Source organism: Acidovorax sp. GW821-FHT09B03, from assembly GCF_059418305.1.
This window is the reverse complement of the sequence record NZ_JBWKPP010000011.1, coordinates 178,183-200,376: the sequence shown is the minus strand read 5'-3', so window position 1 is coordinate 200,376 and position 22,194 is coordinate 178,183. Positions and strand designations below refer to the sequence as shown.

Genomic DNA, 22,194 nt, shown 5'->3' with positions numbered 1-22,194 from the left:
AACACCGTGACCGCCGCCATTGCCTGCGGTGGCGACGTGCACGTGCTGATCGCCGGCCACAACGCCGGTGGCGCCGCAGCTGCTGCTGCCCAGATCGCCGGTGTCGCCAAGGTCCTGCACGCCGATGCCCCCGGCCTGGAACACGGTCTGGCCGAGAACGTGGCCGCCCAGGTCCTGGCCATCGCAAACGCCTACAGCCACATCCTGTTCCCCGCGACCGCCAGCGGCAAGAACGTGGCCCCCCGCGTGGCGGCCAAGCTCGATGTCGCCCAGATCAGCGACATCACCAAGGTGGTAACCCCCGACACCTTCGAGCGCCCCATCTACGCTGGCAACGCCATTGCCACCGTGCAGAGCAGTGATGCCACCAAGGTCATCACCGTGCGCACCACGGGGTTCGACCCTGCAGCGGCCAGCGGTGGCAGCGCAGCCACCGAAACCTCCGCCGCCACGGCGGATGCGGGCAAGAGCGTCTTCGTGGGCAGCGAGATCGCCAAGAGCGACCGCCCCGAGCTGACCGCCGCCAAGATCATCGTCTCCGGTGGCCGGGCTTTGGGCAGCAAGGAAAAGTTCGACGAAGTGATGACCCCGCTGGCCGACAAGCTGGGCGCCGCCCTGGGCGCCAGCCGCGCTGCGGTGGATGCGGGTTACGCACCCAACGACTGGCAAGTGGGCCAGACGGGCAAGATCGTGGCGCCCCAGCTGTATGTGGCGGCCGGGATCTCGGGGGCCATCCAGCACTTGGCCGGGATGAAGGACTCCAAGGTGATCGTGGCGATCAACAAGGACCCGGAGGCACCGATCTTCAGTGTGGCGGACTATGGGCTGGAGGCGGATCTGTTCACGGCCGTGCCGGAGTTGGTCCGGGCGCTGTGATCGGCCGGGGGCCAATGGCATTTCAAACCATGGAGACAAGCATGCACAACAACAAACCCTTCAACCGCCGTCGCCTGCTGGTGGCCGCCTGCGCTGCCGCAGCCGCCACGGCGGCTCCCGCCTGGGCCAACGCCTCCTGGCCCAGCAAGCCCATACGCATCGTCGTGCCCTACACCGCGGGTGGCTTCACCGACCAGATGGCGCGCCTGCTGCAGGTCGGGCTGCAACAGGCGCTGGGGCAACCGGTCGTGATCGACAACAAGCCGGGTGCCAACAGCATCATTGGCGTGGATGCAGTGGCCAAGGCCGCGCCCGACGGGCATACCTTTGCCGTGGTGATTGCCGCCTATGCGGCCAACACCACGCTCTACCCCAAGCTGCCCTACGACCCGAAGAAGGACCTGGTGGGCGTGTCCCTGATGGGGGTTTCGCCGCTGGTGGCCGCGGTCGCCACCAACGCCCCGTACAAGACCACGGCGGAGCTCGTGGCCTACGGGCGTGCCAACCCGGGCAAGCTGAGCTACGCTTCGTCGGGCTCCGGCTCGGCCGCGCACCTGACCTCCGAACTCATGCGCCTGGTCACCAAGGTGGACATGGTGCACGTGCCCTACAAGGGGGCGTCCCCCGCGCTGGCCGACCTCATGGGCGGGCAGATCCCGCTGTTCCTGGACCCGCCGCCCAATCTGATCCAGCCCGCCAAGGCCGGCAAGATCCGCCTGATCGGCGTGGCCAGCGACAAGCGCGTGCCGGCGCTGCCGGACGTCCCGACCTTTGCCGAGCAGGGCTACCCCGGCATCGTCGGCAGCACCTGGGCCGCCATGCTGGCGCCGGCCGGCGTGCCGCGCGAGATCGTGCAGCGCATGTCCACCGAGGTCGCGCGCATCATCCGCAGCGCCGAGGTGTCGCGCCGCCTGGAGCAGAACATGGGCACGTTCGCCGAGGGCTCCACCCCGCAGGAGTGCGATGCCTTCATTGCCAGCGAGACCGCGAAATGGGCCAAGGTCATCCGCGAGGCCGGGGTGGTCGTGGACTGATTCAATCGCATAACGATTGCTCCCGGCGCCTATGCGCCGTATCTGCATCCTCCTACAGGACCGCAATCGACTGCTCCGTACGATTCGTCATCCCTGCCGCTGTGGCTGCCCGCAGCCAGGCCCGCTTTGGCCAAGAGGTGCCGCCATGATGACCGACTCGCAAAACCTGTTCAGCACCGCCCAGGCACTGCCTGGTGCGCTGGCCTCGATGGGCTCTGCACCGGTCATCCGGCAACTGCGCCACCTGGTGGACAACGGCCTGGCCGACCTGCCCCCACCCGGCACGGGCCGTACGCTGGAGCGCTGGCAGGCGCTGAGCCTGGTGGCCGGCCACGACCTGTCGCTGGCCCGGCTGTACGAAAGCCATACCGATGCGCTGGCCATCCTGCGCGAGCTGGGTTGCGAAGAGCGCATCCGTGGCGCGGTCTGGGCCATGTGGGCGGCCGAGTCGCCCGGCCGCCGGCTCGAGGCCATCGACCGGGGCGCAGCGGGCATCGTGCTGTCGGGCTCCAAGGCCTCGTGTGCCGGAGCCCTGGGCGCCACCCATGCCCTGCTGACCGCCTGGCTTCCAGGGCAGCAACCACAGCTCATGGCGGTGGAGCTGGACCATCCCAGCGTGGGCATCCACACCAACGACTGGCATGCGGTGGACATGACCGACTGCGGCAGTGCGGATGTGAGCTTCCACAACACCCCTGCAACACTGCTCGGCTCCCCGGGCGACTTCCTGCGGCGCGGCGGCTACTGGCATGGCAGTGCGGGCATCGCAGCCTGCTGGCACGGAGGTATCCGTGCCGTGGCCCAGGTGCTCTATGCGGCAGTGCAGCAGTGTCCGCCCTCCCATCCCATCCATGCCACGCGCGCTACCGCCCTGGGCCGGGTGGACGCGCTCCTGAGCAGCACTGCCGCCGTACTGCGCGACAGCGCGGCCTGGATCGATGCCCACCCCGGCGACACCGCCATGGTGGTGGCCTTGCGCACGCGCCGGGCGGTGGAAAGCGGCGCCCGGCGCGTGCTCGAGGAAACCGGGCGCGCGCTGGAAGGCACGGCCTTCAACCGGAGCGCATTTTTTGCACGCCTGGCTGCGGACCTGCCGGCTTTCATGCGCCAGAGCCAGGTCGACCGCGACGAGGCAGCCCTGGCCGGAGCGCTGCTTGCCCAGGAAACGCCACCCCGCTGGGCGCTGTGACCAGGGGGCGTTCCTCTCGCGCCGTCGTCCTACAAACCCAGGTCCCGACCCCGCTTACCATGGGCTTGTCGATACCGCAGTCGACATCCCCCACTTGCATCACCGATGCAAGAAGAAAGCCCGCTCCATGCGGGCTTTCTTTTTTTTGCTGCACCGCATCGAAACCCCTTCTGTCCCAGGGCTGTTGCGAATGGTTGCCCTCCCCTCGCGGGCTGCGGTTCAGAATGCGCTGTCACCAAATACGCCGGGGGTCTTATGCCGATGGAGTACCTGAAAGTGATCGCTGTCGAGATGCTTCCGTTCGAGGTGGACGATGAAGCGGATGTGGACATGCTGAGGGTGCTGGAGGCTGCCGGCATGGTGGAAGTCCAGTTCGCGCCGGGGCGCGGCAGCCCCGCCCGCGTGATCGCCGTCACTGGCCTGGGCCGTGCATCGTTGCTGGCTGAAACCGCCAAGCAGGTGATAAGACGGCGCAGCCCCGAGGTGTCGTCGGCCTGGGCCGCACTCTCCTGAGACGCCCGTCCGCCGTCAACGGCCCGGGCTGCCTGGCTGGTTGGCGCACAAGATCTGCGCAGGCTCTTCTCTTCCCTGCATATTCATTTTTTCGCCTGATGGCATGCCCCTGCAACTTCTGGGCAGAAGATTTGCTTGCGCTGCGTAATGCAGGCGCTTGCTCAGCAGGAAGTGTCTACCCGGACACATGCGTTGCACGGACGTAAGAAATGCGGTCCTGGAGGGTGCGGTCCCTGGCCGCAACCGCTGGTTTTGCCCTGGCACCTGCCGGCTAACAGGCGCCTGGAGGGTCGGTGGAATCCTTACCTTTGGCTACGCCGTGCCCCCAAAAACCGCGTAGGCAAACGCCTACCTGAGCATGCGCAGCGGTCTTGCGTTGGCATATTGCACTGCAGCAGAACATGGAGGCCAACCACCCCCTCACCATGAACGCCGCAGCGCACTCCACGTCCCTTGAAGCCCAGGCTGCTGCGGCCTCATCCCATTTCCGGCAGCATGAAGTGCTGGGCGCCCATACCGATTCGGCAGGCACCCGTTTCACCGTGTGGGCGCCGAACGCTCGGCAGGTCGAGGTGATCGGCAGCTTCAGCAACTGGGCGCCCCTGGCCATGCAGCGCGCGCAGGACGGTTCGGGCCGCTGGAGCACGCGCGTGGAAGGCGCCGGCCATGGGGATCTGTACAAGTACCGCATCGAGGATGCGCACGGCCACTGGACAGAAAAGGCCGACCCCTACGCCACCCGGCAGGAACATCCACCAGGCACGGCCTCGCAGATCTGGAAGCTCGACTACGAATGGAACGACCGCGCCTGGATGGCGGCGCGCGGCGAGCGCCAGGCGCTGGCCGCACCCATGTCCATCTACGAGGTGCACCTCGGTTCCTGGCAGCGCCAGGAGGACGGCCGTTTTCTCAACTACCGCGACATCGCACAGCGCCTGGCCGCGCACTGCACGGCTCTGGGTTTCACCCATGTGGAGCTCATGCCGATCACGGAACACCCGTTCTATGGTTCGTGGGGCTACCAGACCACCGGCTACTTTGCGCCCACGGCCCGCTACGGCAACCCGCAGGACCTGATGGTGCTGGTGGACACCCTGCACCAGCACGGCATCGGCGTGTTGCTCGACTGGGTGGTCTCGCATTTCCCGTCGGATGCGCATGGCCTGGCACGCTTCGACGGTACGGCGCTCTATGAACATGAAGACCTGCGCAAGGGGTTCCACCCGGAGTGGAACAGCCTGATCTTCAATTACGGCCGCTACGAGGTACGCGACTTCCTCATCAGCAACGCCCTGTTCTGGCTCGGCAAGTACCACTTCGACGGCATCCGTGTGGATGCGGTGTCGTCCATGCTCTACCTGGACTTCGCACGCAAGCCTGGCGAATGGGTGCCCAACCCCGATGGCGGGCACCAGAACTGGGAGGCCGTGCGGTTCCTGCAGGACCTCAACTGCGCGGTCTACGCCGAGTTCCCGGACGTGCATGTGATCGCCGAGGAGTCCACCGCCTGGGCCGGGGTGTCGCGCCCTGTGGATGCCAATGGCCTGGGCTTTGGCATGAAGTGGAACATGGGCTGGATGAACGATACGCTGCGCTACATGCGGCGTGACCATGCGCATCGCCACTGGCACGAGGGCGACATCCGCTTCTCGATGGTCTATGCCTTCGACGAGAACTTCGTGCTGGCGCTCTCGCACGATGAAGTGGTGTACGGCAAGCGCAGCCTGCTGTCGCGCCAGCCGGGCGACCCGTGGCAGCGCTTTGCCGGCCTGCGCACCCTGTACGGAATGATGTGGTCGCACCCGGGCAAGAAGCTTCTCTTCATGGGCGGCGAGTTCGGCCAGGTCGATGAATGGCACCACGAGCGCACGCTGGACTGGCACCTGTGGGCCAAGGCCCGCCACAGCGGCATGGCGCGATGGGTGACCGACCTGAACGGCATCTACCGCGAACGCCCTGCCCTGCATGCGCACGATTTCGACGCCGAAGGCTTTGCCTGGACGCCCATGGCCCCGCACCAGACCACCGTGCTTGCCTTCATCCGCCGCGCAGGCGATGACATCGTGTTGGCCGTGCACAACCTCGCGCCGCACCCGGTGGCTGCATTGCGCGTGGGCGTGCCGGTGGCCGGCCACTGGTACGAATTGCTGAACAGCGATGCCGAACCCTATGGCGGCAGCGGCATGGGCAACTTCGGCGGGGTGGATGCGACCGCCACCCCGCTCGAAGCCCAGCCGGCCCACCTGCACCTGACCGTGCCCCCTCTTTCGACCGTTCTTCTTTCCAACCGCCCCACAAGGGCCTGATCTTCACTGGAGCTAATGCTATGTCGCGTACCCGAAATGTGTTGGCGATCGTGATGGCCGGGGGCGAAGGCTCCCGCCTGCACCCCCTGACGGCCGAGCGCTGCAAGCCGGCAGTGCCTTTCAACGGCAAGCACCGCATCGTGGACTTCGTGCTGTCCAACCTGGTCAACTCGGAGATCTATTCGATCTACCTGCTGGTCCAGTACAAGTCGCAGTCGCTGATCGAGCACATCCGAAGCTCCTGGACCATGACGCGCTTCATCCCCCAGCACTTCGTGACGGTGGTGCCTCCCCAGATGAACAACGGCCCCGAGTGGTTCCAGGGCACGGCCGATTCGGTGTACCAGAACATCCACCTGATCGAGACCTTCCAGCCCGACATCGTGGCCGTGTTCGGTGCCGACCACATCTACCGCATGGACGTGCGCCAGATGGTCGACTTCCACCGTGCCAGCCAGGCCCATGTGAGCGTGGCCACGCTGCCCGTGCCGCTGTCGCAGTGCAACCAGTTCGGCATCGTCGAGGTGGACACGCACCACCGCATCTCCAATTTCGTGGAAAAGCCCAAGACGGTTCCCCGCCCCATGCCCGGCAGCAGCACCCATGCCCTGGCCTCCATGGGCAACTACCTGTTCAATGCCGACGTGCTGCTCGACGCGCTGAAAAAGGCCCATGCCACCGGCCACAGCGACTTCGGACGCGATATCCTGCCTACCATGCTGCAATCGCACCGGCTGATGGCCTACGATTTCACGGCCAACGAGATCCCCGGCACCGCGCCCTACGAGGAACATGCCTACTGGCGTGACGTAGGAACCATCGATGCCTACTTCGACGCGCATTTCGACACCCTGGGTGCCACGCCGCGGTTTCGCATGACCAATCGCGAATGGCCCATCTACGCCAGCCCCGACCAGGCCGAATCGGCCCAGATCGAGAACGGTGTGATCCACCGCTCGGTGGTGGGCTCTGGCAGCATCGTCGACGGTGCTTCGCTGGACCACGCCATGCTGCGCCGCTCGGTGCTGGTGGAGCGCGATGCGCGGCTGGAGCATTGCATCGTGATGGAGCGTTCGCGCATCGGCCAGGGCGCTCAGGTGCGCCGGGCCATCATCGACCAGGACAACGACATCCCCCCGGGCGAGCGCATCGGCTTCGACGAGGCCGAGGACCGCCGCCGCTTCCACGTGACGGAGAGTGGCATCGTGGTGGTGCCGCGGCAGTTCTTTCCGGCGCGCAGCGCCCTCGTGAGCAATACGCTCAAGGTGGACCGGGTGCGCCAGCCCGTGCCAGCCGCTCTGGGCAGCGACTTCAAAGCCGCTGCATGAAGCCCGAAGTGCATGCCGCAGGCCCCCTGCCCGCCTCCACCTTCAAGCGGTTGCGCCCCGTGAGGCAGGTCGAACCCGGACGCCCCTGGCCTCTGGGTGCAACAGTCGACAAACTGGGCGTGAACTTCGCGGTGTATTCCTCGGTGGCGACACGCGTGGAAATTTGCCTGTTTTCCGAGCACGACCGTGAAATGGAGCGCATCGCCCTGCCCTGCCTGACCGACGACGTATGGCATGGCCATGTGGCGGGGCTGAAGGCGGGCCAGAAATACGGGCTGCGCGTGGACGGCCCGTACGAGCCCGAGGCCGGCCAGCGCTGCAATCCGGCCAAGCTGCTCATGGACCCGTTTGCCCGGGCGCTGGACCGACCGGTGCGCGGCGCTGCGGACCAGTTCGGCTACGAACTCGCGCAACCCGATGAAGACTTGGTGCGCAGTGCCCGGGACAATGGCCGCACGGCGCCCAAGTGCCGGGTGGTGCGCTCGCGCTTCGACTGGGGCGACGACCGGCCGCCGCGCGTGCCGGCGCGCGACACGGTGTTCTACGAGGTGCACGCCAAGGGTTTCACGCAGACCCACCCGGGCGTGCCGGACAACCTGCGCGGCACCTATGCCGGCCTGGCATCCCCGGCGGCCATCGCCCACTTCAAGCAACTGGGCGTGACCAGCATCGAGCTGCTTCCCGTGCAGGCCTTCATCGACGACCACCGGCTGGTGGAAATGCAGCTGGCCAACTACTGGGGCTACAACACCGTGGCCTTCTTCGCGCCTGAACCGCGCTATGCGGCGCGCGCCGGTGCCGACGGTGGGGTTGACGAATTCAAGGCCATGGTAAAGGCGCTGCACGCAGCGGGCCTGGAGGTGATCCTGGACGTGGTCTACAACCACACCGGCGAGGGCAACCACCTGGGGCCCACACTCAGCCTCAAGGGCATCGACCATGCCGCCTACTATCGGCTGACCGAAGACCGGCGCATGTGCATGGACTACACCGGCACCGGCAACACCGTGGACACGAGCAGCGCGCCGGCCCTGCAGTTGGTGATGGACAGCCTGCGCTACTGGGTGCAGGAGATGCACGTGGACGGCTTTCGCTTCGACCTGGCCTCGGCCCTGGGGCGCGATGCCGCTGGTGCCTACACCCTGCGTGCGCCGTTCTTCGCCGCGCTGGCGCAGGACCCGGTGCTCTCGCGCACCAAGCTGATCGCCGAGCCCTGGGACCTCGGGCCCTACGGCTACCAGTTGGGGGGCTTCCCCGTCGGCTGGATGGAATGGAATGGCCGCTATCGCGATGCGGTGCGCGACTACTGGATCAACGCGGACGGCAGCCTGCCGGCCTTTGCGGCCTGCCTGTGCGGCTCGGCCGACATGTACCAGCCACGCCGGCGCCGACCCACTGCCAGCGTGAACATGGTCACCGTGCACGATGGCTTCACCCTGGCCGACCTGGTGAGCTACAACGAGAAGCACAACGAAGCCAACGGCGAAGGCGGGCAGGACGGCGAATCGCACAACCGCAGCTGGAACTGCGGGGCCGAAGGCGATACCGAGGACACCGAGGTGCTTGCCCTGCGCGAGCGGCAGGTCCGCAACTTCCTGGCCACCCTGTTCGTGTCCCACGGCACACCGCTGCTGCTCGGCGGCGACGAGCTCGGCCGCACCCAGCAGGGCAACAACAATGGCTACTGCCAGGACAGCGCACTGTCGTGGTACGACTGGGAGCGCGCGGGTCGGCATGGCGAACTGCAGGCCTTCACGCAGGCGCTCGTGGCCTTGCGCCGGGCGTTGCCCGTGGTGCGGCCCCACACCTGGCCGGTGGACGAGGCGGGCCTGCCGCAGCTCGTCACAGTGGCCTGGCACAGCGTATGGGGCATGGACATGACCCCCGAGGAATGGAACGACCCCGCCGTGCGCTGCGTGGGTGCGGTCATGGAGAGCGTGGCCGAGGAGGAACTGTCGGTGATGCTGCTGTTCAACGCCAGCGATGCCGATGCCATCTTCACCCTGCCGGCGGAAACCCCGAGCCGCAACTGGACGCTGCGCCTGGACACCCGCGATACCCGCGTGGTGGCCGTAGGCGAAGAAGCCGGCGCCCCCACGGTGGCCGCCGGTGGACAGCACACCCTGATCGCGCGTTCGATGGCGCTACTGACGGCCCCGTTCACACCCAGCCCCCCTGCCACTGCATGAGGCGCACGCACACCATGCCCTTCGGCGCCCGGCTGCTGGCGGGTGGCGGTGCCCGCTTCTCGCTGTGGGCCCCTGCGGCGCAGGAGGCCGCGCTGTGGTACCGCCCTTCCCCCAACGCCGCTGCCCGCACCATCCCCGCCACCCGGGAGGATGGCGGCTGGTGGCAGGCGAATGCGGGCGATGCCGGGGCCGGCACCCCGTACCGCTGGCTCATCGACGGCAAGCGCCCGGTGCCCGACCCGGCGTCACGCAGCAACCCCTGGGGCCCGCACGAACCCAGCGTGCTCGTCGAGCCCGCCTCCTACGCCTGGAAGACGGAATGGGCGGGACGGCCCTGGAACGAATTGGTCTTCTACGAACTGCATGTGGGCAGCTTCACGCCTGCCGGCACCTATGACGGTGCCCTGCGCCGGCTGCCCGAGCTGGCGGCCTTGGGTTTCACGGCCATCGAGCTGATGCCGTTGGCCAGCTATGGCGGGCAATGGGGCTGGGGCTATGACGGCGTGCTGCCCTTCGCTCCGAATGCGTCCTATGGCAGCCCGGACGACCTCAAGCGCCTGGTCGATGAGGCCCACGCCCTGGGCCTTTGCGTGTTCCTCGATGTGGTGTACAACCATTTCGGGCCCGATGGCAATTACCTGCACGCCTACGCCCCCCAGTTCTTTTCCAGCAGCCATGCCAGCCCCTGGGGCGCGGCCATCAACTTCGACCAGGAGGGCAGCGCCGTGGTGCGCGACTTCTTCGTGCACAACGCGCTCTACTGGATCGAGGAGTTCGGCATGGACGGCCTGCGCCTGGACGCGGTGCACGCCATCGCCGACGACAGCCGGCCCGACATCCTGCAGGAGCTCAGCGCGCGCGTGCGCGGGCTGGCCACCGCGCAGAAGCGCCAGGTCCATCTGGTGCTCGAAAACGAAAAGAACCAGCCCGCGCGCCTGTCTTCCTCGCCCGAGCCCGGGCTGTACGACGCGCAGTGGAACGACGATTTTCACCACGCGGTGCACGTGGCGCTGACGGACGAATCCCAGGGCTACTACGCCAAGTTCGCCCGCCACCCGCTGGCATTGCTGGCGCGCGTGCTGACCCACGGGTTTGCCTTTCCGGAAGGCGCGAGTGTGGCGGGGGGCGACCCTGTGCCGCTGTCGTGCATGGTGAACTTCATCGGCAACCACGACCAGATCGGCAACCGTGCGTTTGGCGAGCGGCTGGGGCAACTGGCGCCCGCAGAGGGCGCGGAACTGGCACTGCTGCTGGCCGTGCTGACCCCGGCGACACCCATGGTGTTCATGGGCGATGAATTTGCCGCATCCACGCCTTTCCTGTACTTTGCCAACTGGGACGGCCCCTTGCGCGATGCCGTGCGCGAAGGACGGGCGCGCGAGTTCGGCCACGCGGTGACTGGTAATGCCGTGCTGCCCGACCCCTGCGACGTGGCCACCCTGCAGGCCAGCCAACTGCGGTGGGACGAATCGGCCAGCGCCACCGGCCAGGCACGCAAGGCCTTGCTGCAGCGTGCGCTCGCAGCGCGTCGCACCTGGCTGCAGCCCCGGGCGCAGCAACTGGCCGCCCACGAGCATGCGGCGGAATTCGTCGGCGAAAGCGGTTTGCGGGTGGCCTGGCACTACCAGGACGGAACGACGCTGGGGATGGAGATGAACCTGGGACCGGACGCGGTGGAGGCCACGCCTTCGGCCGCCGCTGTGGAAGTTTTCAGCCACCGCTGGGCGGGCGACGGGCGGCTGTGGGCCCCCTGGTCGGCGCGCTGGACCTGCAGCGAGGGTGCGCCATGAGCCAGGGAACCCCTGCCCCGGACCTGCTCGGTGCGGACGAGTTGCATCGACGCGCCGAACGCGCCGGCATCGCCACCGAATACGCCAGCTTCTGGGGCGAGCGCCTCACCGTGACCCCCGAAGTGCTGGCCCGGGCCCTGGCCGCCATGGGCGAGCATGCCGATGGTGGCGCGCCGCAACCCATCGTCGTGGAGCACGGCCAGGCGGCGCAGGTGCCGCTGGGCAGCGACGGTGCCTGGCGCCTGGTGCCCGAGGATGCCGGCGCCGCCCCGCTGCTGGAAGGGCATGGCGCCATCGCCGAGCTGCCGGCCACCCTGGCCAGCGGCTACTACCTGCTGCACACGCCCGTTGCCGAGCGCCTGCTCATCGTCGCGCCGCGGCGCTGTTGGCTGCCCGAGGGCCTGCAGGCCGGAGAGCGCTGGTGGGGCATCACGGCGCAGATGTACGCGCTGCGTTCCGAACGCAACTGGGGCATCGGCGACTTCACCGACCTGTGCGTCCTGGTGCAGCTTGCAGCGGCGCGGGGCGCGGCCTTCGTGGGCGTGAGCCCGCTGCACGCGCTGCGCACCGAACACCCCGAGCAGGCCAGCCCCTACAGCCCCAGCAGCCGGCTGGCACTGAACGTGATGCACATCGACGCCACGGCCGTGCCAGAGTATGCGCACTGCGCAGCGGCGCAGGCCCTGGTGGCGGGCAACAGCTTTCAGCAGCGCCTGCACGGGGTGCGGGCCAGCGCCAACGTGCGCTATGGCGAGGTGGCCGCGCTCAAGGAGCCGGTGCTGGCCCTGCTCTGGCAGGACTTCGCCGCGCTGCATTGGCGCGCTGGCACCGACCGAGGCCGGGCCTTCGACGCCTTCATGGCCGAGCACCAGGCCACCCTGGGCCTGCACGCACGCTATGAAGCCATCCAGCTGGCCCTGGGCAGCAGCGATTCATCTATATGGGGCTGGCCCGCCTGGCCGCCGGAGCTGCAAGACCCGCAGGGCGCCGCGGCCCAGGCCTTCGCCCGCGAGCATGCCGACGCCGTGGCCTACCGCTACTGGCTGCAGTGGCTGGCCCATGTGCAGCTGGCCGGCGCCTTCGGGCAGGCGCGCGCCTGCATGGCCCTGGGCCTGTACTGCGACCTGGCCGTGGGCGCCAGCGATGGCGGCTCCGAGACCTGGATGTTGCCGGGCCTGTATGCCCGCGGCATGAACGTCGGCGCCCCACCCGACCCGCTGAGCACCCAGGGGCAGGACTGGGGCCTGCCGCCCGTCAACCCGGTGGCGCTCACCGCCGCGCGCTTCGTGCCCTTCAGGCAACTGCTCGCCAGCGTGATGCGCCATGCGGGCGCGCTGCGCATGGACCACGCCATGGCGCTCATGCGCTTGTACTGGAACAGCCCCGCCGGCGGCACCTATGTGCGCTACCCGCTGGAGGCCCTGGTCGCGGTGATGGCCATCGAGAGCCACCGCCACCAGTGCATGGTGATCGGCGAAGACCTGGGCAACGTGGCGCCGCGCATGCGCGAGGCCATGGCAGAGCATGCGCTGCTGTCGTACCGCCCGCTGATTTTCGAGCGCCTGGAGGGCGGTGCCTTCCGCCCGCCGGCCGACTGGCAGCCGCAGGCACTGGCCGTGGTCAGCACGCACGACCTGCCCACGCTCAAGGGCTTCTGGGGCGGGGACGACATCGCCATCCAGCAGTCGCTCGGCTGGCTGGGCGACAGCGATGCGCAGGTACGGGCCCAGCTGGCACGCGCGCAGGACCGCACCCACCTGCTGGCCGCACTCGATGCCCAGGGACTGTTGCCACCGGGCGTGACGCTCGATGCCCAGAGCGCACCCGAGATGACACCCGCGCTGGCGGCAGCCGTGCATGCCTTCCTGGCGCGCACCCCCTGCCAGTTGCTGGGCGTGCAGCTCGAAGACCTGGCCGGGCAGCGCGAGCAGCTCAATGTGCCGGGCACCACCGAAGACCGCTACCCCAACTGGCGCCAGCGCATGGCGGTTCCGCTGGAGCTGCTGGGCAGCGACGCGTACTTCGAGGCCATCAGCCAGGCCGTGGGGGGCGCGCGCCGCCCGGCCCTGGCCGCACGCTCCGCCGAGCTGCCGCCGCTGTCGTCGGCCGACGTGCCACGCGCCACCTACCGGATGCAGCTCAACCAGGGCTTCACCTTCGCGCAGGCCACTGCGGTCGTGCCCTATCTGCACGAACTGGGTGTGAGCCACCTCTACACCTCGCCCTACCTCAAGGCGGCCGCAGGCAGCATGCATGGCTACGACGTGGTGGACCCGACGCTGCTCAACCCCGAGATTGGCACCGAAGCCGAGCATGCCGCGCTGTGCCAGGCGCTGGCCGAGCGCGGCATGGGCCACATGCTGGACATCGTGCCCAACCACATGGGCGTGGAAGACCCGGCCAACCGCTGGTGGCAGGACATGCTCGAACACGGAGAGGCCTCGCCGCACGCCGCCACGTTCGACATCGAATGGCAGCCCCCCAACCCGCAGACCGGCCGGCGCGTGCTGTTGCCCGTGCTGGGAGACCACTATGGCAAGCTGCTGGAGGCCGGCGAGCTGCAACTGCGCTTCGACGCCGCGCAGGGCCGTCTGCAGGTGGGCTACTGGGACCATGTGTTTCCACTCGATCCGCGCAGCTATGCCCAGGTGCTGGGGGCGGTGGCCATGCCGGCGGCCGCACCGCCCGTCGAATTGGCAGAAATGGCGTCGCTCGTGAACGCCCTGGGACAGTTGCCGCCGCAGGGCAGCAACGACCCGCAGCAACGTGCTGCGCGCCTGCGCGATGCCCCCCTGTACCAGCGCCGGCTGGCCGATCTGGCGCAAGCCCACCCCTGGGTACCCGACTGGGTGCAGGCCTGCCTGGCCCGCGCCAACGGGCACCAGGGGGACGCGGCGAGCTTCGACCTGCTCGACACGGTGCTGCAGGCCCAGGCCTACCGGCTGGCCGACTGGCGCGTGGCCGGCGACGACATCAACTACCGGCGCTTCTTCGACATCAATGCGCTGGCGGCCATCCGCATGGAAGAGCCAGAGGTCTTCGAGGCTGTGCACGCCCTGCCCCTGCGCTGGCTGGCCGAGGGCAAGGTCACGGGCCTGCGCATCGACCACCCCGATGGCCTGGCCGACCCGGCCCGTTACTTCGAACGCCTGCAGCAGCGCCACGCCGCGCAGCGCCAGGCGCGGGGCCAGCCGGCGCAGGCGCTGTACCTGGTGGTCGAGAAGATCATGGCCGACCACGAGCCACTGCCCGCCGACTGGCAGGTGCATGGCGGCACGGGCTACCGCTTCAGCACCCTGGTCAACGGCCTGTTCATCGCGGCGGACGCGCAGGAGCGCTTCGATGCCATCTACGGCGAATTCACCGGGGACACCCAGCCCTTCGAGGAAGCCACCTACGAGTGCAAGCGCCTGATCATCGAGACGGCGCTGTTTTCCGACATGGCCTGGCTGGTGGCTACGCTGAGCAAGATAACGCGGGCCGACCGCGCGGTGTGCGACTTCACGCGCAACCAGTTGCGCGTGGCCCTGGTCGAGGTGGCGGCCCAGTTTCCCGTGTACCGCACCTACGTGGTGCCCGGCGGCGCCCCGCCCAGCGAGGCGGACCGGCAGCACATCGCCTGGGCCATCAGCGCCGCGCGCCGGCGCCTGGGCACGGCCGAAGGCGGGGTGCTGGCCTACCTGCAGGCGGTGCTGCAGGGCGAGCCGGGGGCCGAGCCCGGGCTGCGCGCACGCTTCATCCGGCGCTGGCAGCAGTTCACGGCGCCGGTGATGGCCAAGTCGGTGGAGGACACATTGTTCTACCGCTACGTGCGGCTGGTCTCGCTCAACGACGTGGGGGCGGAGCCGCGGCGCTTCGGCGTCTCGGTCGCGGCCTTCCACCAGGGCAACCTGCAGCGCGCGCGCCACCTGCCGCACGAGCTGCTGGCCACCTCCACGCACGACAGCAAGCGCTCGGAAGACGTGCGCGCGCGCCTCAACGTGCTGTCCGAAATGCCAGCGGCCTGGCAGGATACGGTGCAGGCCCTGCAGGCCGCCGGCCAGCGCTTCGAGGTGGAGGTTGACGGCCAGGTGTCGCCGCTGCCGCACGACCTGTGGGGCCTGTACCAGGCCATGGTGGGCATCTGGCCGGCGCAAGCCACAGATGCCCGGGAGCGCCAGGACCTGGTGCAGCGCATCCAGCGCTACAAGGAAAAGGCCATGCGCGAGGCCAAGCTGGTGAGCAACTGGCTGTTCCCGAACGAGGCCTACGAGTCCGCCGTGCGCGACTACATCGACAAGGCTTTGTCCACGGAACGCTTCGTCGCCGTGCTCGAGGACTTCGTGCAGCGCATCGCGCCGCATGGCTTTCGCAACAGTCTGGGCCAGCTCGCGCTCAAGCTCACCACGCCGGGTGTGCCGGACATCTACCAGGGCTGCGAGGTCTGGAACTTTGCGCTGGTCGACCCGGACAACCGCCGCCCGGTGGACCTGGCGGAGCTGGCCGCCTCGCTGCAGCCACTGCGGGCGCTGTACCAGGGTGAGGGGCAGTTCCCCCGCGCCGCCGACTGGCGTGCGCTGCTGGGCGATGGCCCGGCCATGCCCCCCGGTGCCAAGCAGCTGGTCACCTGGCGCCTGCTGCAGCTGCGCCGGCAGATGCCTGCACTGTTCCGTGATGGGCTGTACCTGCCGCTGGCCGTGGAGGGCACGGCGCAAGCCCATGCGCTGGCCTTTGCCCGCATCGCCGGCGACCAGGCGATCGTGGTCGTCTGCGCGCGCCTGCCCGTGGGCTTGGGCGAGAGTGGCTGGGGCGATACCCGCATGGCCCTGGCCTCGGCCCACCCCGCCCTGGCGCGCCCGGGCCGCTGGCTCGACTGGATGACCGGGCAGGCATTGGACAATGCATCAGAGCATTCGCTGAACGACGTGCTGGGCAATGCCGGCCCCCGCCTGCCCTTTGCCATCCTGGTGGCGCAAGATACCCCCTTATGAAGATCCTGTTTGCCACGCCCGAATGCGCTCCCCTGGTCAAGACCGGCGGGCTCGGGGATGTCAGTGCCGCCCTGCCCCGGGCCCTCAAGGAACTGGGGCACGAGGTGGTCATCCTCATGCCGGCTTATGGCGGCATGGCCATCGACGGCAGCCTGGATGCCATCGTGCCCATTCCCGCCTACGGCCCCTGGCCGGCCGCGCAGCTGCTGCAGGTGATGTCTCCCGACGGCATGCCCTTCCTGCTGCTGTCGTGCCCCGCCCTGTATGCCAGTGCGGGCACGCCCTATGGCGACCCGGCCCGCACACCCCTGCACGAGCAGGCCCTGCGCTTTGGGCTGCTCAGCCGCGTGGCGGCATTGATCGGCACGGAGCACAGCCCCTGCGACTGGCGCGCCGACATCGTGCATGCCAACGACTGGCCCTGCGGGCTGGCGCCCCTGTACCTGCACCAGGCGCGGGCCGCCGGGCAACGAGGTGTGGCGCAGAGCCTCATCACCATCCACAACCTGGCATTCCAGGGCGTGTTCCCGATGGAGGCCTGCGAGGTGCTGGACATCGCGCCGGCGCACCGGGGCATGGACGGTGTGGAGTTCTGGGGCCAGCTGTCCATGCTCAAGGCGGCACTGCAGTTCGCCGACGCCATCACCACGGTGAGCCCGACCTATGCGCGTGAGATCCAGCAGCCGGCCCTGGGCTTCGGGCTCGACGGGGTGCTGCGTGCCCAGGCCGGGCGACTGCACGGGCTGCTCAACGGCATCGACACAGCGGTATGGAACCCTTCGACCGACCCCCTGATCGCCGCCCACTACGGCGCGGACCACATGCAGGCCAAGGCCTTGAACAAGGCCGCCCTGCGCAAGCGCTGCGGGCTGGCCGAGGCGCCCGGCCCGCTGTTGGGCCTGGTGGGACGGCTCACCTCCCAGAAGGGGGTGGACCTGGTGCTGGCGGGGGCCCCTGCCCTGCTTGCGCGCGGGGCCCAGCTGGTGGTGCTGGGCCGGGGCGAGGAACCGCTGGAGGCCGGGCTGCGCGCACTCGCCGCAGCGCACCCGGGCCAGGTGCATGCCACGCTGGGCTTCGACGAAGCGCTGGCGCACCAGATCGAGGCCGGGGCCGATTGCTTTCTCATGCCTTCGCGCTTCGAGCCCTGCGGGCTCAACCAGATGTACAGCCAGGCCTATGGCACGCCGCCGGTGGTCACGGCCACCGGGGGCCTGGCCGACACGGTGAGCGATGCCGGTCCTGGCCTGGACGAAGGCACCGGCTTCATGATGGCTGCACCCACGCAGGCCGAATTCGACCGTGCACTGGACCGCGTGCTGCTGGCCTGGGCGCAGCCTGCGATATGGCGGGGCCTGCAGCGCCGGGGCATGGCGCAGTCCTTTGGTTGGGCCGCCGCCGCGCGGCCTTACGAGCAACTGTATCTGCAGCTGCTGGGCCAGTGGGTGCCACCACCCGCCGAGGCCAAGGTGGTCGATATCGCCAGCAGGCGCTGAGCCTTGCGGCCGCCTTCAGGCGGCCACTGGTGCGCGGGCGGCTGGGAACGCGTTGTGCAGGGAGGTGGCCGCACGCACGACCGGCTTGCCACCCACGGGCGGCTCGATGAGCAGGCGCGCTGGCGACAGGGCGTACACCAGCGCCCTCTTGTGCTCGGGGCTGGAAAAGCTTTCCCCCTGCTCCAACACCACGTCGCGGGTGTCATGGTCCAGCGTGATCCAGACAGTGCCGCTCTGGCACTGAATGCGCTGACCGGCCGCATCAGGCAACTGGTGCAGGCCACGGTGGGCTAGTTCGATCATCATGGTAAACGCTCCTATGCATTCTTTGATGGAATGAATATAGTGAGCCAGCCCTTGGAGCTCAAACGGTCATTTGGAATCCTTCGCATGCCCATACAGAATGTGAAAACCGCCTCTTCGGCGATCGGCCGCGAAGAACTGCCGCCGCTGGACCTGTTGCGCAGCTTCGAGGCCTCGGCTCGGCACCTGAGCTTCACGCTGGCGGCGCAGGAGCTTTTTCTCACCCAGTCGGCCATCAGCCGCCAAATCCAGCAGATGGAAGCCTGGCTCGGCGTGGCCCTGTTCGAGCGGCGGCACCGCGCCCTGGTTCTGACCGAGGCCGGCGCCGTCATGCACCGGGCCGCCGTGGATGCCCTGGAGCGCCTGCGCGACGCCACCGCCCGGGTGCGCGCCGTGCCGGCCCTGCGCCAGGTGGCCATGACCTGCACACCGGGTTTTGCATCGCTATGGCTCATCCCTCGGCTGGCGCGCTTCACCGAACGGCACCCGGACGTGGACGTGCGCATCTCGGCCACCCTGGAACTCCTGGATCTGGACCGCAGCCAGCTGGACCTGGCGGTGCGCTTTTGCCCGACCGAAGACGGCCACGGCCAGCCGCTGTTCGAGGAATGGGTGGTGCCCATGTGCTCGCCGCGTCTGGCCGACAACAGCGCCAACCCCTTGCTGCAGCCCGCCGACCTGGTGCGCCACACGCTGCTGGCCGTGGAGCAGCACCCCGGCATGCCGCTCACGGTGGAATGGGAGCCCTGGGCGCGGCTGATGGGCGTGTCCGAAGTACGCATGAAGAACACGGTGCGCTTCACCCAGTATGCCGATGCGGTGGCGGCGGCCATGCAGGGCCAGGGGGTGGTGATCGGGCGCCTGCCGCTGCTGGCGGAGCTCGTCGCCAGCGGTCGCCTGGTGACGCCGTTCGGAAGCTGCGCCGCGTCGCAGCGCGGTTACTACGTGGTGCCCAGCGCGCGCGGCACGGCCAATCCGGATGCGCAGGATTTCGTCCGCTGGCTGCGCAGCGAGGCCGAGGCCGCCCTGGCACCGCAGCTGGCCATCGCCTGAAAACCCGTTCCAGGCCGTGTGTGGGCCTGGGGGCTAAAGTAAAAGAGCGCCACTGCCTCCCACTCGCTACATGCCGTTCCCATGTCCAACGCCCGATCGCCCTCCTTCAAATTTCTGATCGGCAGGGCACCGTGGACCATGCGCAGCACCTTCGAGAGCGACGAGTTCGCCGCTGGCTATGTGAACTTCTATCTGTGCAATGGCGCCGTCATCGCCCCGCAGTTCGGCGATGCCAGGGCCGACGCCAACGCCAGGGCCCTGTTGCGCGAGCTGTTTGCGCGGCGCGAGGTGGTGCAACTGGACATCGACGCCATTGCGGCGGGTGGCGGCGGCATCCACTGCACCACCCAGCAGCAACCGGCCTGATCCGCCAGGCTACTTGCGGTGGCGCAGCGCGCCATAGGGAACATGGTCGTTCGCCGCCAAGAACGGCTCGTGCAGCACCTTGCGCCTGGGGGCTGCTGCGCCTGCGTGCTGCTGTGACGCGGCGGCCGGCTTCACCTGCACAGCGGCCCGGCCATCGGCCGTCGCACTCATTTCGAGCTGCACCGGGTCCTGGCCTGTTTTCCGGTGGTGCACCCAGGCCACGTCCGAAATCACGGCATGCTCGGCAATCACCAGTCCCAGCAGATCGGTGAATTCGCGCTCCTGCGGCTGCTGCCATTGCACCTGGATCGTGAAACACTGGCCATTGTTCGAGCAATTGATCGTCAGGTAGGGATTGTTCTGCTGTGTTTTGGCGGACGGGGACGGCGGGATATTCCTCGCCCGATTTTTGAGCGCCTCATTGCGGAATATCTCCAGCGATGCACCGGGATCTTCTTCTCCGATCACCGAGGTATCGATATGGGCAGGGACGACGGAATGGGGACGGGACATGACACACCTCACACCTATTGGGCTCCGGGATATTCTGGACACCAGAACATTCACCCTGGATCTCTCGATCCCTTGGTACCCGCATGGTCCTGGAGCGTTGGGAGGATGCGATTGCCCAATGGGCAATGGGGTACCGGTGGGCGACGAATAACCCATGGTGAACCGGGTACCTGGCAATAGCTGTAGGACAATCGCCGGGGGGTGCGCCATCCTCACGCCGCAATCCCTGGATTTTGTTTCCATATTCCCGAGGGCGTTACCAGATCGATCTGGTAATCAATCCAGAATATCCAGGGGGACCGCTGTAGCCCATGGGGACAGGCCTCATTGCGGTGATGCGGGGGCAGCGGGCCTGGCCTTTTTTCGGGCACCATTGACCATCTCCTGCACCCAATGCACCAGGATGCCGGTGTAATCCTCTTTCCATTCGGGGCGGGTCAGGGCATGGTCGGCACCACCGATCACGCGGTAGGTCATGGAGCGGGTCTGCAGGAAGGCTGCGCGGTAGTTTTCCAGCACCGGGTGGGGCACGACGTCGTCGTTCTCGGACTCGACCAGCAGCACGTCGCCCTTGAACTGCGCGCTGGCCGCAAGGGCCCGGTTGGTCTGCGGTTCGATAGCGCGGTTGCGGTAGGCGGCCACCTCCTGGCGGTTGAGCTTGATCTTGGAGACCATCCAGTCCTCGTCCTTGTACAGCGCGGGCGCCCGAAGGGCCATCCAGCGCACGGGGCGCAGCGCGCTGAGCACGGCGGCCAGGTAGGCGCCATAGCTGGTGCCGACCACCAGCACCGAGGCCGGGTCCACCGCGGGATGCCCCACCAGCAGGTCGTAGGCGGCCAGCATGTCGTTCAAGCTGTCCTCCCGCGTGACGGTCTCGCGCTCGGCACGGTCGTTGGCGTGGCCGCGCAGGTCGAAGGTCAGGCAGATGCAGCCCAGCGCGGCGATCTGGTGTGCCCGGTCGATGTACTGCTTCTGGCTGCCATCCCAGCCGTGCACCAGCATCACCCCGGGTACCAGCACGTCGGGGGCCACCAGGGTGCCCGCAATGCTGCGGTTGCCCACGGGGATATGGATGCTCTTATGCCGTGTGGTCATGGATCTCCAGCGTGGTGTACTTGGTCAGCGGTCCGGCCTCGGGGTCGGTGCCCTGGTAGTACAGCGTGGCGCCGACCGGGATCGGGTTCGGCGCGCCGAATTTCTCGACACAGCTGGCACGCACCCGGCGCAAGCCCGGATCCTGGTGGAAGGCCTCCAGCGCCGCCACCTCCGCACCGCTGGCCCCGCCCACGCGCCAGGACTGCTCGAGCACGCCCGAGCACCATTGGCCGGCCGCATTCAGGCCCTGGGCCACGTCGTAGTTGATGCGCGAGGCGAAGAACCCCGGGTAGCAAGTGCGCACCGCCTCGTCATAGTCCAGCGCCTGGGTCACGGCGTCGTGCAGCGGCCCCGAGGGCGTGCTGGCCAGCAGCGCGTTGAAATCGCCCCGGACCACCGTGAGGTCCGACCCGCCATAGACCAGGGCCCCGTTGTTGTCGGGCGTGAGCCGCTGCGACCCGTAGTACGAGGCCTGCAGTCCGGCTACCCGCACCTGGCCGATGCTCAGCGTCTCCACCTCGGTCAGGTTGTGCTCCAGCACCACGCCATCCCTCTCCAGCAGGCTGTCGCCCAGCGCGTTCAGGCAGGTTTCCAGGGCCTCCATGGTGGCGACGACGGTCTGTCCCCGGCCACCCGTCTCGCCCACCGGCTTGACGCGCAGCGGCCCCAGGGCGAACAGCGCCTCGCCGGCGCGCAGCGCATCGGCGCGCGAGAACGCTGCGTAGCCGGGCAGCACAGAGCGCTTGACCAGCCGGGAAAACTCGGGATTCCAGCCCTCGGGCGCCGCGGCATCGAACGACACCAGCGGGTGGGTGATGGCCTTGGTGGCAATGAAGGCGTGGGGCACGACACCGCCGAACAGATCGTCCTGCCCGTGCACCCCGAGGGCATGTGCGGTGGCCAGGCCGACCAGCGTATCACTGGGCACCAGGTAGGTGCGGCCCTGCCAGACGGGCTGCGGCAACTCGTCGGTGCTGTAGGCGCAGCCCTTGATGTCGGCCAGCCGGCGCACCAGTTCTTCGCGCGTGGTCTGTTCATGGGTGCTGGCGTGTCCGCGCAGCCCCCGGGTGAAGGGCATGACGGTTTCCTGGGCTTCCCGCCGCCGCAACGCAAGTGCACTGTGGGCAGCCTCCAGGCCGAGCGGAAACTCCGATGGGTGAGATGTCATGGCGGGGC

The 22,194-nt window shown here is 68.3% G+C and carries 16 protein-coding genes; 12 read left to right on the top strand and 4 right to left on the bottom strand.

Translation table 11 applies throughout. The annotated features are described in order from the left end of the window. From AC07PA_RS20150 to glgA, 10 genes are all read left to right on the top strand, one after another. On the top strand, positions 1 to 876 hold an 876-nt coding region (locus AC07PA_RS20150; RefSeq protein WP_494655387.1), incomplete at its 5' end, for an electron transfer flavoprotein subunit alpha/FixB family protein. Positions 877 to 917: 41 nt separating this feature from the next. After that, positions 918 to 1,910, top strand: coding sequence for a tripartite tricarboxylate transporter substrate binding protein (locus AC07PA_RS20145; RefSeq protein ID WP_494607022.1), 993 nt, complete (start codon positions 918 to 920; stop codon positions 1,908 to 1,910). A 148-nt stretch (positions 1,911 to 2,058) separates the two neighbouring features. Continuing rightward, positions 2,059 to 3,099: an acyl-CoA dehydrogenase family protein gene (locus tag AC07PA_RS20140; protein WP_238541880.1), complete on the top strand. Its 1,041-nt coding sequence runs from the start codon at positions 2,059 to 2,061 to the stop codon at positions 3,097 to 3,099. Between the two features lie 261 nt (positions 3,100 to 3,360). Then, complete coding sequence (locus AC07PA_RS20135; protein WP_238541879.1) at positions 3,361 to 3,612, top strand: hypothetical protein; 252 nt, start codon at positions 3,361 to 3,363, stop codon at positions 3,610 to 3,612. Between the two features lie 425 nt (positions 3,613 to 4,037). Next, positions 4,038 to 5,918 (top strand): 1,4-alpha-glucan branching protein GlgB, encoded by a 1,881-nt coding sequence (gene glgB, locus AC07PA_RS20130; protein ID WP_494655386.1) that lies wholly within the window; start codon positions 4,038 to 4,040, stop codon positions 5,916 to 5,918. 20 nt (positions 5,919 to 5,938) lie between these two features. Further along, entirely contained in the window at positions 5,939 to 7,246 is a 1,308-nt protein-coding gene (locus AC07PA_RS20125) for a glucose-1-phosphate adenylyltransferase (RefSeq protein WP_007857585.1), read from the top strand. Beyond that, positions 7,243 to 9,435, top strand: coding sequence for a glycogen debranching protein GlgX (gene glgX / locus AC07PA_RS20120; RefSeq protein ID WP_494607026.1), 2,193 nt, complete (start codon positions 7,243 to 7,245; stop codon positions 9,433 to 9,435). The genes AC07PA_RS20125 and glgX overlap by 4 nt, the downstream gene beginning before the upstream one ends. Then, positions 9,432 to 11,225: a malto-oligosyltrehalose trehalohydrolase gene (gene treZ, locus AC07PA_RS20115; protein ID WP_494607028.1), complete on the top strand. Its 1,794-nt coding sequence runs from the start codon at positions 9,432 to 9,434 to the stop codon at positions 11,223 to 11,225. The genes glgX and treZ overlap by 4 nt, the downstream gene beginning before the upstream one ends. After that, on the top strand, positions 11,222 to 16,195 hold the full coding sequence (gene treY / locus AC07PA_RS20110; protein ID WP_494607030.1) for a malto-oligosyltrehalose synthase: 4,974 nt from the start codon (positions 11,222 to 11,224) through the stop codon (positions 16,193 to 16,195). The genes treZ and treY overlap by 4 nt, the downstream gene beginning before the upstream one ends. Further along, positions 16,192 to 17,688 carry a glycogen synthase GlgA gene (gene glgA, locus AC07PA_RS20105; protein ID WP_494607032.1) on the top strand — a complete coding sequence of 499 codons (1,497 nt, stop codon included), beginning with the start codon at positions 16,192 to 16,194 and terminating at the stop codon, positions 17,686 to 17,688. Before treY ends, glgA begins: the two co-directional genes overlap by 4 nt. A 15-nt stretch (positions 17,689 to 17,703) precedes the next feature. On the opposite strand, the gene AC07PA_RS20100 is transcribed toward glgA, so the two are convergent. Continuing rightward, positions 17,704 to 17,994, bottom strand: coding sequence for a DUF2917 domain-containing protein (locus AC07PA_RS20100; RefSeq protein WP_007857580.1), 291 nt, complete (start codon positions 17,992 to 17,994; stop codon positions 17,704 to 17,706). An 84-nt stretch (positions 17,995 to 18,078) separates the two neighbouring features. On the opposite strand from AC07PA_RS20100, the gene AC07PA_RS20095 reads away from it, so the two are divergent. Together AC07PA_RS20095 and AC07PA_RS20090 are read left to right on the top strand one after the other, a co-directional pair. Further along, positions 18,079 to 19,044 carry a LysR substrate-binding domain-containing protein gene (locus AC07PA_RS20095; protein WP_494607034.1) on the top strand — a complete coding sequence of 322 codons (966 nt, stop codon included), beginning with the start codon at positions 18,079 to 18,081 and terminating at the stop codon, positions 19,042 to 19,044. Positions 19,045 to 19,158: 114 nt separating this feature from the next. Then, complete coding sequence (locus AC07PA_RS20090; RefSeq protein ID WP_494655389.1) at positions 19,159 to 19,410, top strand: agmatine deiminase family protein; 252 nt, start codon at positions 19,159 to 19,161, stop codon at positions 19,408 to 19,410. Positions 19,411 to 19,419: 9 nt separating this feature from the next. Here AC07PA_RS20090 and AC07PA_RS20085 read toward each other — a convergent pair whose 3' ends face one another. The 3 genes from AC07PA_RS20085 to AC07PA_RS20075 form a co-directional block, all read right to left on the bottom strand. Continuing rightward, a complete protein-coding gene (locus tag AC07PA_RS20085) occupies positions 19,420 to 19,923 on the bottom strand; it encodes a hypothetical protein (protein ID WP_494607036.1) in 504 nt (167 codons plus the stop codon). Between the two features lie 324 nt (positions 19,924 to 20,247). Then, a complete protein-coding gene (locus tag AC07PA_RS20080; protein ID WP_494607038.1) occupies positions 20,248 to 21,018 on the bottom strand; it encodes an alpha/beta hydrolase family protein in 771 nt (256 codons plus the stop codon). Further along, positions 21,002 to 22,096: a DUF3182 family protein gene (locus tag AC07PA_RS20075; RefSeq protein ID WP_494607040.1), complete on the bottom strand. Its 1,095-nt coding sequence runs from the start codon at positions 22,094 to 22,096 to the stop codon at positions 21,002 to 21,004. The genes AC07PA_RS20080 and AC07PA_RS20075 overlap by 17 nt, the downstream gene beginning before the upstream one ends. Between the last annotated feature and the right edge of the window lie 98 nt (positions 22,097 to 22,194).